The organism is Bradyrhizobium sp. SHOUNA76, from assembly GCF_023006445.1.
Classification (GTDB): domain Bacteria; phylum Pseudomonadota; class Alphaproteobacteria; order Rhizobiales; family Xanthobacteraceae; genus Bradyrhizobium.
In genome coordinates this window covers 1-12,144 of record NZ_JALBHA010000149.1, presented here as the reverse complement: position 1 = coordinate 12,144, position 12,144 = coordinate 1, and the positions used below count along the sequence as shown (strand labels likewise).

The following is a 12,144-nucleotide window of genomic DNA, read 5'->3' as shown; positions in this document are numbered from 1 at the left end:
CGGCGCCATCGCGCTGGTTCGCGACGGCAGAACCGCCCGCCATATCGGCCCGTTGTTTGCCGACGACGCCGCGGCAGCTCTGGCCTTGGTTGACGCGATCGTGCGCTCCGAGACCAGTCCGCTCCTGCTCGACGCCGTCGCCTCGCAAGGCGCGTTCCTGGATGGATTGACCGCGGGTGGCTGGACCATCGAACGCCCGTTCCAGCGCATGCGGTTCGGGCCCGCCACCGTCACGGGTGAGGAAATGCCATTCGCCGTCGCCGGCCCCGAATTCGGATAGGACATCATGCACCACAGCCAGATCAAGAGCGACATCCGCAAGCTGATCGCCGACGGCACCGTGCTGCCGGCGCATCCCCTCGCGCTCACCGCCGAGCGCCAGCTCGACAAGACGCACCAGCGCGCGCTGACACGCTATTACATCGACGCGGGCTCAGGCGGCCTTGCCGTTGGGGTGCACACCACGCAGTTCGCCATCCGCGATGTCGGCCTCTACCGCCCCGTGCTCGAGCTCGCCGCCGAGACAGCAGCACAATGGACCAAGCGTCCGCTGGCAATGGTCGCAGGCCTTGCCGGCCCAACCCGCCAGGCAACCGCAGAAGCCCGCACCGCGCGCGACATCGGCTATCACGCCGGGCTGCTCAGCCTCGCCGCGATGAAGAGCGCGTCCGAGGACGAGATCATCGCCCACTGCACGGCGGTCGCCGCCGAAATCCCGCTGATCGGCTTCTATCTCCAGCCAGCCGTCGGCGGCGTCATCCTGTCGAGCCGCTTCTGGCAGCGCTTTGCCTCGATCGACAATGTCATTGCGATCAAGATCGCGCCGTTCAACCGTTATCGCACCCTCGACGTGCTGCGCGGTGTCGCGGCGGCTGGCGCCCTCGACCGCGTTGCGCTCTACAGCGGCAATGACGATCACATCCTGCTCGACCTGACGTTGCCCTTCGATCTGCGCGAGAACGGCGTCACGACCCGCACCTACTTCAAGGGTGGCCTGCTCGGCCATTGGTCGGTGTGGACAGCGAGTGCTATCAAGCAGTTCGAGCGCTGCAAGGCGGCTCGGCACAAGGACAGCGTGCCCGCGGACCTGCTGGCGCTCGATGCCCGCGTCACCGACTGCAACAGCGCCTTCTTCGACGTCGCCAATAATTTCCACGGCTGCATCGCCGGCTGCCACGAGGTGCTGCGGCGCCAAGGTCTGATGCAGGGCCTGTGGTGCCTCGATCCGAACGAGGGCCTCAGCCTCGGCCAGAAGGAGGAGATCGATCGCGTGACCCGTGAGCACGCCGACCTCAGCGACGATGCCTTCGTCGCCGCCAACCTGAATAAATGGCTGGCATGATCGCGGCCCCCTTCATCAGCCTGCAAGGCGTCCGCAAGGTCTATCGCAGCGGCGGCACGGAGTTTCTCGCGGTGTCCGACGTCACCATGGACGTGCAGGAAGGTGAGTTGGTCTCGCTGGTCGGCCCGTCCGGCTGCGGCAAGACGACGGTGATGAAGATTTTGGCCGGCCTGCATGATGCCGACGGCGGTACCGTGACAATCGGCAATGCCAACAGCCCGTTCGATCCGACCCGCGACATCGGCATGGTGTTCCAGCAGGCACTGCTGCTGAAATGGCGCACCATCCTAGACAACGTGCTCTTGCCGGCCGAAATCGTCGGCCTGCCGATGAAGGCCGCGCGCGAACGGGCGCGCGATCTGCTCAACCTGGTCGGGCTCGCCGGCTATGAGCAGAAATATCCGCAGCAGCTGTCCGGCGGCATGCAGCAGCGCACCGCGATCGCGCGCGCCTTCATCCACGACCCCAAGCTGATCCTGATGGACGAACCGTTCGGCGCGCTGGATGCGCTGACGCGCGAGCAGATGAATCTTGAGATGCTGCGGATCTGGCGCGAGAGCGGCAAGACCATCATCTTCGTCACCCACTCGATCCAGGAAGCCGTGTTCCTGTCCTCGCATTGCGCCGTGCTGACCGCGGGACCTGCGAAGATGGCCGACTACTTCCCGATCGACCTGCCCTTCCCGCGCGACCTGCCGCTGAAGACCACGGACGCATTCGGCGCCTATGCAAGGCGGATTTATGCGAAGCTGGGATTGGGTACGGCGTAAGACGGCCACACGATAGGTGTCGTAGGGTGGGCAAAGCGAAGCGTGCCCACCATTGCCAGTGAAGCGAGAGAACGTGGGCACGGCGCAAGTGCGCCTTTTCCCACCCTACGAGAGCCGGGCGCGGCGTAAACTCCGCGCCCGCGCCTCGCGCTCAGCTCTTGTTGCGCATCTTGCTGAGCAGGTAGTTGTCGTAAAAATTCTCCGCGATCTGCGTATAGAACAGCAGCTCCTTCATATACGCGTCGTGGCTGTCCTTGGTCCGCTTGAACAGCTCGCTCTTGGCGGCGAGCTCGTTCAGATGCTCCTGGGTCGCGTTGTAGCAGGCCTCCAGCACCGGCTGCGGGAACGCCCTCAGCTCCGCACCGTTGGCGAGCAGCCGCTTGAGCGCTGCCGGATTCACGCTGTCGTATTTCTCGAGCATCCAGGCGCCGGCCGCCGCGCCCGCCTGGTTGACGATCGCCTGGTACTGCTTGGGCAGCGAGGCCCATTTCTCGTCGTTGACGATCATGTGCAGCATGGCGCCGCCTTCCCACCAGCCGGGGAAGTAGTAGTATTTGGCTACTTTCTGGAAGCCGAGCTTCTCGTCGTCATAGGGACCGACGAACTCGACCGCGTCGATCGTGCCCTTCTCCAGCGCCGGATAGATGTCGCCGCCCGCGATCTGCTGCGGGACGACCCCGAGCCTTGCCAGCACATGGCCGCCCATGCCGGCGATGCGGAATTTGAGGCCCTTGAGGTCGTCGACGGTCTTGATCTCCTTGCGGAACCAGCCGCCCATCTGGGTGCCGGAATTGCCGCACAGGATCGCGTGCGCCTTGAACGGTTTCAGCGCCTCATTGGTGAGGTCGGCGCCGCCGCCGAAGTGCCACCACGATTCCTGATGCCGATGGTTCATGCCGAAGGGCGCGCCGGTGGCATAGGCCAGCGCCGGCTCCTTGCCGATGTAGAAATAGAGCGGGGTCTGCGCCATCTCCACCGAGGAGGTGCTGACGGCGTCGAGCGCCTGCAAGCCCGGAACGATCTCGCCGGCGCCAAAGGTCTGGATCTGGAATTTGTTGTCGGTGGCCTCGGCAATATATTTCGCGAAGGTCTGCGCCGTCCCGTAGATGGTGTCGAGCGACTTCGGGAAGCTCGAGGTCAGGCGCCATTTGATCTCGGGCGCGCTCTGCGCGATCGCGGGTGCAGCAACCAGCGTCGTCGCGCCGGCGACCGCGCCGCCCCTGAGGAATGTACGGCGTTTCATGATGGGGGTTCTCCCTTGATGTCAGCTTCGAAACGGATGGCTCTGTGAACCGGCTTGGCCACGGACTTGGCGGACCGTTTGCCTGTTCCTCGTGCGGAGTTCAAGCTGCGAGAACGCATGGCGCCGCGGCCATCGGCCGCCAAAACGGCGCACCGAACCAAGGACTTGCCGAAAGCGCCTCAGGTCTCCTGGAGAAAGACCGCGAGCGCCCGCTGTAATTCCTTGAACGCGCGCGCTCCGATCTTGGCCGCAAGCATCTTCTCGCTCTCGGCAATCGCCGGGCGCAAGCGGCCCAGCAGCGTCCCCCCGGCCGGCGTCAGATACAGCACATAGTAACGGCGGTTGATCGCGGAGGCCGAACGCTGCACCAGGCCCCGCCGCTCCAGATGATCCACCAGCCGCCCGAGCCCGGCCCGCTCGATCGACAGGGATTGCGCAATGGCGAGCTGATTGACGCCCGGATTGGCCTCGATCACTGACAGCACGGAGAACTGCGCCGGGCTGATATCGAAGGCGGCGAGCCGCCGGCTGACATCCTTGAAGACCCAGAGCTGGGCCCGCCGGATGCGATAGCCGAGCGAACGGGACAGATCGTCGGAGGCGAGCAGCTTCGGCCGGGCGGGCTTTGCAGCCGCTACATCGCGCGGCGCGGACCGCAGCGGCTTTCCAACAGGCGCCCTGCGCGGCGCGCCCTTGGACGATCGCTTCCTGACGCCCGTCTTCTTCGGCTCCATCGACGACGATCTTTCACGCAGCGGTATCCGTCCCGGCCATCCGGGATTCGCATGTCGAGCCTATCGCAGCCGGGCCCGATCGAGAAGCCGGGCGGAGATCGCGCGCTTCGCGAGTACAGCTTCTACGGCAGGTTGCGCAGCGCACTCGCGCGCCGCGTCATGTTGACACGGCAACATCGCCCGCCCTAGGATCGTGAACGCCCGCCGCCATACGAGCGGGGCCAAAGGGGGATGACGTCGTGCTTCCATCACAGATGGGCGCCGAGCTGCGTGCGCTCATGCATCGCGGTCCGGCCGACCGTGCAGCACGCATCAACGCGTTGCGTGTGCCACATCGCACGGCCGCGCCCGGCGACCGCACCTTCATCCCTGCGCCGGCTACGACATTGCCAACGACACCACCGAACGAACACGCGCTCGTGGGGGCGCTCGTTCGACCATCATTGATGAAACCGGGAGGGACTGACATGAAACGCCTATTTCTCGCATCGACCATCATGGCCGGCTGTGCCGTTCTCGGCACGCAGGCTATTGCGCACGGATTTCCGCCGAGTGGCGTCGCGCCGCGCGCGTCCTGCACGGCGCTCACCGGCCTCACGCTGCCGAACACGCAGATCCTGAGCGCGACGCAGAAGTCCGGCTATTGCAACGTGATCGGCATCATCAACAAGCGCGTCTCGACGCAGGATCCCAACCATTTCACCTACGGCATCGGCTTCGCGCTCAACCTGCCCAACACCTGGCATGGCCGTTTCGAGATGATGGGTGGCGGCGGTACCGACGGCAGCCTCAACGCCGATCCGCAAGGCGCTGCCGGCACCGAGCTCGGCCAGGGCTGGGCTGTCGCGGCCAATGACGGCGGCCACGAAGACAACCCCAACAATGTCGTGGGCGGACATCAGGATGACGATGTCAATGCCGGCGGCTCCGCGCATTTCGCGATCGACGCGCAAGCACGCAGGGACTACGGCTACAACGGCATCGAGAAGACCGCGACGATCTCCAAGCAGATCATCTCCTATTTCTACGGCCTCGACACCGTCTTTTCCTACATCATGGGCTGCTCGAACGGCGGCCGTGACGCCATGATGGCGTCGCAGCGCTTCCCCTGGCTGTTCGACGGCGTCATCTCGCAAAATCCCGGCTTCAACCTGCCGCAGGCGGGCCTTGCGGAGGCCTGGAACGAGCAGGTGCTCGGCACGCTGGCGACCAGCAACGACGTCAATGGACAGCCGTTCATTCCCGACACGTTTCCTGTGCAGGATCTTCAGGTGGCCTCAGCCGCGATCCTGAGTGCCTGCGACGCACTCGATGGTCTGGTCGACGGCATCATCGACAATTATCACGCCTGCACCGCGAAGAAGGTGTATCCGGCTCTTGCTTCTTACACCTGCGGCACCGGCTCGCACGGCAGCACCCCGCATGGCGGCACCTGCCTCACCCCCGCGCAAGTGAACGCACTCAAGAAGATCTATGCCGGGCCGGTCAACTCGAAGGGCCAGCGGCTCTATTCGAACTGGTTCTGGGATGCCGGCATCTGGACGCCGCCGACCGCGCCGGGCGCGGGCTGGCAGTTGTGGAACGTCGTCACCGCCCCGGTGCCTGGTGTCAACACCGCGATCAACCTGACGCTCGGCGCAGGCGCGATCCCGATGATCTTCCAGACGCCGCCGGTCGTCACGCCCGTCAACGGGCCGAACGGCCAGGAAGCCTTCGTGTTCAAATTCAACTTCGACACAGACGCACCGAAGATCTTCACCAAGACGGCGGCCTATCCCGAAAGCAGCATGGACTTCATGGCCGCGACCTCGAGCGATCTACGTCCGTTCAGGGCACGCGGCGGCAAGTTGATCATCTCCTCCTCCGTCAATGACGGCATCTTCTCCGGCGCCGCGATCGCCCGCTGGTATCGCGGCATGGACCGGCGCATGGGAGGACGCGCCGAGGATTTCGCGCGGCTGTTCATGGTGCCGAACATGGCCCATTGCGGCGGCGGCGCGGCCACGGCGAACTTCGCCGGCAACGAACTCAAGGCCATCACCGACTGGGTCGAGAGAGGCATCGCGCCGGAGCGCATCGTCGCGGCCAATACCAACGCGACCTCGCCCTATCCGGCGGGCGGGCTGTTCGATCCGCGCATTGCCATCAACTTCCCGGCCAGTGGCACGCGGCCGCTCTGCGTCTATCCGAAGATTGCCGCCTACAAGGGCAGCGGCCTGACCAACGACGCCGGCAATTTCGCCTGCATCGACGCGGGCTTCAGGCCCGGCGGGGATCATGACTACCACGACGACGACGACGGGCACGGCAACCACGGGCACTGATCGTCGCCACTCCGCTCATGCTCCGGATGCAGCGCATCGCTTCTTCAGCGGTGCGCTGCAGTGCTGGGCTCATGCTTCCGCAGTGTACCGTGTTGCTCTAGGTCCCGGCTCTGCGCAGCAGCGCAAGAGCGCTGCAGCGCGTCCGGGACACGGGTCCCATCACGCGGGGCACCGCGTCAGAGCAGCTTCGCGCTGACGAACAGCGCGCGCACGGCGTTGGTCGCCTGCACCGCCAGCATCGCGTTACCGGCCGCGCCTTCCAGGGCCGCGACGGCGTCCTCATGCAGGGAGCGGAATTCCATCCACTCGACCGACTTGAAGTTGGTGAGGAATTGATAGGCCTGGCCGACAGTCGCGATCGCCAGCGTGTCACCGTTCAACTTGATCTTGAACGTCGTGCGCAGCGGGGTCTCGGAATTTGTTGGATCACTCATGGGCTGCTTCTGGACGATGACGGCTTAACGAAGGGGAAACGGCAGCCCCGCCGCAGCAGGCGAATATCAGGAGTCGGTGCTCGCGCGCTGCGAGGCGGTCGCCGATCCGCTCAGGCTCGGCACCACGACAAGACGGTTGAACTCGCCATTGTCGTAAGCTTTGAGGAAACGATCATAGTCCTTGATCGAAACGCAGCCGTTGGAATCGCCGCGCGGCCCGAGCATGTAGTTGTGCGTGAGCAGACCGACGCGGCCAAGCGCGCTAGTGCCTTCGGCCGGGGTCATACGCAGCGCACGGACGCCGTGAAATAGTTTTTCGCGCGGCTTCAGATCATAGGTCGCCGGCGGCGTCGCGCCGACCATCCGCCGATCGACATGGTCGGGATCGTCCATCAGCGCGCCCAGGCCTGAATGGGCCTCCAGCGCCACGCCGCTCGGCAGGTAAAGCGCCTTGGCCTTGATGTCATAGACCGCCGTACGCGAATCGTAGCCGAGGGCGCCGAGATCCGGTGCCCTGCCGAGCAGGCCATCGCCGGGTGTCAGCGAGGCCAGCCTGATCTTGTCGGTGAATCTTTCGAAGAAGCTGCGGTTGTCGACCCTGGGACTGGTGTCGGCATAGGCCTGGCTCGAGGCGACTTGGGATGCGAAATCGGCCTGGACAGGGCGCGAGCGCGGCATCGGAACGGTGTCGGCGCGCTGTGAGGGTCTCGCCTCCTCGGTCACGGACCGGTCGTCGTCGGTCAGGGTCGAACGCCAGTCGTCGCCCTGCAGCTTCTGGGCTAGCATCGCCTTGGCGTCGCGAAGCTTGAGCTGGACCGCATTCAGGGCGGAACGCTCCAATGTCCGCAGGCCGAGGTCCCGGGCCGGCGGATTGCCGGACGCCGAAGCGAAACGATCTTCGAAAGACGGCGTATTGCTCGGCGGCAGCGCGGCGGAGACCAGCTGGCTCGAAGCGCCCAGATTCGAATCCCCGATGTCCGCGACCCAGGCGGCGGCGCCCAGCGCCAACGCGACGGCAGCCAGGGACAGCAAAACGCGCTCGGCCCGCCCGATACGGCGGCGCGACAACAGCCTCTCGGCGTGCCCTGCGTCGGAAACCATCAGATCCCCAAATCGACCCCCGGGGGGCCCAACCCCCACCCGGAGACTCTATACCAGCTACCACATTGGGAGCCAAAAGTTAGGCATAATCGCGGCCGGCAAGGGTCCGACTGGGCATCCCGAGGTATCCAATGACCGATCCTTTCGATCTAGACCGGTTTGTCCGGGCCCAGAACCCGGTCTTTCGCGACGTCCAGGGGGAGCTGACCCGAGGGCGGAAGCGGAGCCACTGGATGTGGTTCGTCTTCCCGCAAATCGCAGGCCTCGGCTTCAGCGCCATGTCGCAGCGCTACGCCATCAGCTCCCGCGCGGAGGCGAAGGCCTATCTCGCCCACCCGGTCCTCGGCCCGCGTTTGGTCGAATGCACCCGCCTCGTGCGCGCCGTCGAGGGGCGTACCATCAACGCCATCCTCGGCGCGCCCGATGACGCCAAATTCCGCTCGTCGATGACGCTGTTCAGTGCGGTGTCCGATGAGCCGATTTTCGGCGAGGCGCTCGCCCGCTATTTCGCAGGCGAGCGCGACGCCGCGACGCTGGAGATCCTGTCGAAGCTGGGCTAGTTCAACGCCCCTGGAAGACGGCCGCACGACGCTCGATGAAGGATTGAATGCCTTCCTTCGCGTCCACGCTGCCGAGCACGCGGGCGCGAATCTCGGGGATGAAGGCGATCGCCGCCGCCTCGCCGCCTTCGACGTACTTGGCCGCCGCCTCCTTGGTGACCTGGATGCCGAGCGGCGCATTGCGCGCGATGATGGCGGCGAGCGCCATCGCACGCGCGACCTGCTCGCCCGCCGGCACGACCTCCTGAACGAGACCGATCGCGTGGGCCCGCTCGGCCGAAAACTCGTCGCACAGGAACAGATGGTACATCGCATCGCCCCAGCCGGCGCGCGACAGGAAACGGAAATGAGCGCCGCCAAGTGGCGCAATGCCGCGCCTGGATTCCATCTGGCAGAAGCGTGAATCCGCTGCGGCCACCACGATATCACCGGCAAGCATCAGCTCGATGCCAACGGTGAAAACGATGCCCTGCACGGCGGTGATAACAGGCTTGCGACAGCGCTTGGCAAGGCCGAACGGATCGACATTGCCTTCCCTGATATTGCGCTTCTCCGCGGAGGGCCCGAAGAATTTCGGCATGTCGAGACCGGCGGTGAAATCCCTGCCCTCGGCGCAGATCACGCCGACGCGATAGGCCTCGTTGTCGTGCAGTTCGGTCAGCGCATCGGACAATTGCTCCATCATCGCCGGCGTGAACGCGTTCTTCTTCGCGGCATTGTCGATGATGATCGTGAGAACGTGGCCGTGCACCTCGGTACGAATTTGTCCCTCGCTCATGCGCTTCTCCCCGTGATCGGTCGTTGGTGTTGGTGGCATGTCAGGCCGGCGGTTGAATCGCCGCGCGGATCGCCTTGATCCGCTCCGGCGTGAACACGCCGGTCTCGAGCAGTTGGAGGATCGAGAGCACGCCGCCCCGCGATCCCCAGCTTCCCTCGTCGATGATCTCGAAATTGACCCACCAGGTCGGCGCCGGCATCTGCATTCCGCAGGCCTCCGCGAGCCGGGCGAGCACGTTGCGGATCACCTCGGCGCGCACCTCTGCCGGCCATGCCGCGTTCATCACCGCGATCCTGACGGTGATGATGTCGCGCGGGGTGTCCTGATCGGACAGGAGCTGGCCGCCGATCGCCATGCAGTCGGCCGACAGTTCGCGGAAATGGACCTGAAAGCCCATTCGCGCAGCCGGCACGTGCTGGCCGATCTCGGGCTCGAGCACGGCGTCGGTCAGGGTTTCCGCGAGGCAGCGGCGCTGCGTCAGGCTGAGCCGGCCGGCGGGCGCGGTCACGGTGATGATCGTCAAGGGCCGTCCCTCCAGAATTATGACACTCGTCATATTCCAGTCCCTCTTGCTTATGTCAAGCGTCATAGCCTAGATCGGACACCAACCATGGAACCGCCGATGACCTCCAGCACGCGCGACAAGATGATCGCCGGCGCCGCCGATCTGATGAGCCGGCGGGGCGTCAATGCCACCAGCATGCGCGACGTCGTTCGCCACACTGCGACGCCGCGCGGCTCGATCGGTCACCACTTTCCGGACGGCAAGCGGCAATTGATCTCCGAAGCCGTGACCTTCGCCGGCAAGGAGGTGTCCACTCCCCTGGAGAAGGCCATGAACGACCGCGGGGTGATCGGCGGCTTGCGGGCCTTTGTTGCGTCCTGGCGCCGCCGGCTGGAGGCGACCGGCTTCGAGGCTGGATGCCCGGTGCTCGCCGTCGCCGTCGATCGCTATATCGGCGAGGCCTCCGACAAGGATGATGAGGCGGCGCAGCAGCATCTGCTCGACCTCGCTAACGGCGTGTTCGTCGAGTGGAGGCTGATCATACGCGCAGCCTTGCTGCGTGAAGGGCTGGCTGCAGAACGCGCGGAGCGGCTTGCAACGCTCGTCGTCGCCGCGATCGAAGGCACGGTCGCGATGTGCCGGGCAAACCGCAGCGCGGACGCGCTCGATCTGGTTCAAGAAGAGCTGGAGACGGTGCTGTCCGACGCCCTCGCCCACGCAGCCGGATAAATGGGCGCCGGTCGATCGCAGCGGGACCAGCGGCAGAGAGCGTAAACCCCGGATTAACATCGCCTGCCTATCTTCCGTGCAAAGTCTCCTCCCGCGCCAATTGCCGGACAGATCATGAAAATCGGTACGCTCCTGACCTCCGCCATCGTCTCGCTCTCGACCGTGGGCGGCGGCCTCGCCGTCTACGTCGCCGTGACGAAGTACCAGACGATGGAGCGGATCACGGAAGCGGAGGGTCGGCTCGCGATCGTTCGCGCCGTCAGCGACATCCCGCGCTACCTCAATCCGGAGCGCGGCTTCTCCACCAACATCCTCTACGGCCCGGCCACCATCGACCCGGCGCAGCTCGCCGGACAGGACAAGCTGCGGAAACAGACCGACGGCGCCCGCGACAAGATGAACGCACTGCGCAAGCAGCTGCCCGGCTCCCTCGACGACGGCAACACCATCGGCGGCAACATCGACGGCATCAATTCGAAATTCACGGCGTTGCGCGAGGCCATCGACAAGGCGCTCGCAGGGCCCGCCGAGGCGCGCAAGGACGCCGCCAAGAAGATCGTCGCCGACAACGCCGTGCTCAACAGCAGCGTGACCGCACTGCTCAACGAGCAGGTCCGCCGCATGGCGATCCTGAATGGTGACGCCTACCGGCAGGCCAGCTACGCCAACACGGCGATGACGTTGCGCGACGTCGGAGGTTTCAACTCCAGCCTGCACAAGAACCTCGTCGGCGGCAACAAGCCGGCGACCGACGCCGAGAAGGCCGACATCGGCCGCTCGCAGGGCCGCAACGACCAGCTCGTGATGGCGCTGCTGGAATTGCGCGGCAATCCGGCAACTCCGGCGAACGTCGCCGCAGCGCTGGAGAAATTCAATTCGATCTATGTCGAGGAGTTCGGCCGCGAGCTCAAGCTCGTCAAGGACGGAGCGATCAGCGGCAAGTACGAACACGACATGGAGACCTATTACGCCGCCACGCAGCGCGGCCTCAACACCATCATCGAGGTCCGCGACGCCTTCTACGACAACGCCGAACAGATTCTCGCCGGCGCCTCTTCGGCCGCGCGCACCAGCTTCAGCATCGCGCTTGCAGGACTTGCCGCCGTGTTGATCGCGAGCGTCGGCCTCATCGTGATGGTTCGCCGCCGTGTCTGCGCTCCGATCGTCAACCTGACGACGCGGATGTCGCGGCTTGCCGAGGGCGAGGTTGCGGACAGCATCCCCGGCGCCGAGCGCTCCGACGAGATCGGGGCGATGGCTGCGGCCGTTCAGGTCTTCAAGGACAACATGATCCGGGCCGACCGGCTCGCGGCCGAGAAGCAGGCCGAGAACGACGGCAAGATGCGCCGTGCACAGGCGCTCGACGAGCTCACCCGCGCGTTCGAGGCCAAGGTCACCGAGCTCGTTGGCGGCCTGTCGCGCGCCTCCTCGACCATGGAAAGCACTGCGCAGTCGATGACCTCGACGGCGGCCCAGACCAACAGCCAGGCCGCGGTCGTCGCCGCCGCCTCCGAGCAGACCTCGACCAATGTGCAGACCGTCGCCAGCGCCACCGAAGAGCTGACCTCCTCGATCTCGGAGATCGGCCGTCAGGTCGCACAAAGCACGGAGATCGCCGCCCGCG

The 12,144-nt window shown here is 65.4% G+C and carries 12 protein-coding genes and 1 pseudogene; 7 read left to right on the top strand and 6 right to left on the bottom strand.

Going from position 1 to position 12,144, the window contains the following annotated elements:
* The 3 genes and pseudogenes from MOV74_RS17500 to MOV74_RS17490 all read left to right on the top strand — a co-directional run.
* Window positions 1-280: pseudogene (locus tag MOV74_RS17500) on the top strand (GNAT family N-acetyltransferase); the annotation flags it as partial.
* 6 nt (window positions 281-286) lie between these two features.
* Window positions 287-1,342 (top strand): dihydrodipicolinate synthase family protein, encoded by a 1,056-nt coding sequence (locus MOV74_RS17495; protein ID WP_246924853.1) that lies wholly within the window; start codon window positions 287-289, stop codon window positions 1,340-1,342.
* Window positions 1,330-2,112 carry an ABC transporter ATP-binding protein gene (locus tag MOV74_RS17490; protein WP_246924851.1) on the top strand — a complete coding sequence of 261 codons (783 nt, stop codon included), beginning with the start codon at window positions 1,330-1,332 and terminating at the stop codon, window positions 2,110-2,112. The genes MOV74_RS17495 and MOV74_RS17490 overlap by 13 nt, the downstream gene beginning before the upstream one ends.
* 151 nt (window positions 2,113-2,263) lie before the next feature.
* Here the strand turns inward: MOV74_RS17490 and MOV74_RS17485 are convergent, their stop codons facing one another.
* Window positions 2,264-3,355, bottom strand: coding sequence for a TRAP transporter substrate-binding protein (locus MOV74_RS17485; RefSeq protein WP_246924848.1), 1,092 nt, complete (start codon window positions 3,353-3,355; stop codon window positions 2,264-2,266).
* Between the two features lie 179 nt (window positions 3,356-3,534).
* Window positions 3,535-4,089, bottom strand: coding sequence for a MarR family winged helix-turn-helix transcriptional regulator (locus tag MOV74_RS17480; RefSeq protein WP_246924843.1), 555 nt, complete (start codon window positions 4,087-4,089; stop codon window positions 3,535-3,537).
* Window positions 4,090-4,556: 467 nt separating this feature from the next.
* Between MOV74_RS17480 and MOV74_RS17475 the strand changes: the two genes are divergently transcribed.
* Window positions 4,557-6,413 carry a tannase/feruloyl esterase family alpha/beta hydrolase gene (locus tag MOV74_RS17475; RefSeq protein ID WP_246924841.1) on the top strand — a complete coding sequence of 619 codons (1,857 nt, stop codon included), beginning with the start codon at window positions 4,557-4,559 and terminating at the stop codon, window positions 6,411-6,413.
* A 176-nt stretch (window positions 6,414-6,589) separates the two neighbouring features.
* On the opposite strand, the gene MOV74_RS17470 is transcribed toward MOV74_RS17475, so the two are convergent.
* The gene (locus tag MOV74_RS17470; RefSeq protein WP_212085905.1) at window positions 6,590-6,847 is read right to left on the bottom strand and encodes a hypothetical protein; all 258 of its coding nucleotides are present in this window, start codon (window positions 6,845-6,847) and stop codon (window positions 6,590-6,592) included.
* A gap of 66 nt (window positions 6,848-6,913) precedes the next feature.
* Window positions 6,914-7,879, bottom strand: a complete 966-nt coding sequence (locus tag MOV74_RS17465) for a DUF2778 domain-containing protein (protein ID WP_246924856.1) — start codon at window positions 7,877-7,879, stop codon at window positions 6,914-6,916.
* 200 nt (window positions 7,880-8,079) lie between these two features.
* On the opposite strand from MOV74_RS17465, the gene MOV74_RS17460 reads away from it, so the two are divergent.
* On the top strand, window positions 8,080-8,508 hold the full coding sequence (locus MOV74_RS17460; RefSeq protein WP_246924838.1) for a DUF1810 domain-containing protein: 429 nt from the start codon (window positions 8,080-8,082) through the stop codon (window positions 8,506-8,508).
* Window position 8,509: 1 nt separating this feature from the next.
* Here MOV74_RS17460 and MOV74_RS17455 read toward each other — a convergent pair whose 3' ends face one another.
* Complete coding sequence (locus MOV74_RS17455; protein ID WP_246924835.1) at window positions 8,510-9,286, bottom strand: crotonase/enoyl-CoA hydratase family protein; 777 nt, start codon at window positions 9,284-9,286, stop codon at window positions 8,510-8,512.
* A 40-nt stretch (window positions 9,287-9,326) separates the two neighbouring features.
* Window positions 9,327-9,842 carry a tautomerase enzyme gene (locus MOV74_RS17450; RefSeq protein ID WP_246924832.1) on the bottom strand — a complete coding sequence of 172 codons (516 nt, stop codon included), beginning with the start codon at window positions 9,840-9,842 and terminating at the stop codon, window positions 9,327-9,329.
* Between the two features lie 66 nt (window positions 9,843-9,908).
* Here MOV74_RS17450 and MOV74_RS17445 point away from each other — a divergent pair, with 66 nt between their 5' ends.
* Both MOV74_RS17445 and MOV74_RS17440 read left to right on the top strand, forming a co-directional pair.
* Window positions 9,909-10,520: a TetR/AcrR family transcriptional regulator gene (locus MOV74_RS17445; RefSeq protein WP_246924829.1), complete on the top strand. Its 612-nt coding sequence runs from the start codon at window positions 9,909-9,911 to the stop codon at window positions 10,518-10,520.
* A 114-nt stretch (window positions 10,521-10,634) separates the two neighbouring features.
* The coding region (locus tag MOV74_RS17440) for a methyl-accepting chemotaxis protein (protein WP_246924824.1) at window positions 10,635-12,144 on the top strand (1,510 nt) is incomplete at its 3' end.

Coding starts and splice junctions, on each gene's coding strand:
- MOV74_RS17455 (WP_246924835.1), bottom strand. CDS start 9,286: ATGAGCGAGGGACAAATTCGTACCGAGGTGCACGGCCACGTTCTCACG.
- MOV74_RS17445 (WP_246924829.1), top strand. CDS start 9,909: ATGACCTCCAGCACGCGCGACAAGATGATCGCCGGCGCCGCCGATCTG.
- MOV74_RS17450 (WP_246924832.1), bottom strand. CDS start 9,842: ATGACGAGTGTCATAATTCTGGAGGGACGGCCCTTGACGATCATCACC.
- MOV74_RS17470 (WP_212085905.1), bottom strand. CDS start 6,847: ATGAGTGATCCAACAAATTCCGAGACCCCGCTGCGCACGACGTTCAAG.
- MOV74_RS17475 (WP_246924841.1), top strand. CDS start 4,557: ATGAAACGCCTATTTCTCGCATCGACCATCATGGCCGGCTGTGCCGTT.
- MOV74_RS17485 (WP_246924848.1), bottom strand. CDS start 3,355: ATGAAACGCCGTACATTCCTCAGGGGCGGCGCGGTCGCCGGCGCGACG.
- MOV74_RS17480 (WP_246924843.1), bottom strand. CDS start 4,089: ATGGAGCCGAAGAAGACGGGCGTCAGGAAGCGATCGTCCAAGGGCGCG.
- MOV74_RS17495 (WP_246924853.1), top strand. CDS start 287: ATGCACCACAGCCAGATCAAGAGCGACATCCGCAAGCTGATCGCCGAC.
- MOV74_RS17460 (WP_246924838.1), top strand. CDS start 8,080: ATGACCGATCCTTTCGATCTAGACCGGTTTGTCCGGGCCCAGAACCCG.
- MOV74_RS17490 (WP_246924851.1), top strand. CDS start 1,330: ATGGCTGGCATGATCGCGGCCCCCTTCATCAGCCTGCAAGGCGTCCGC.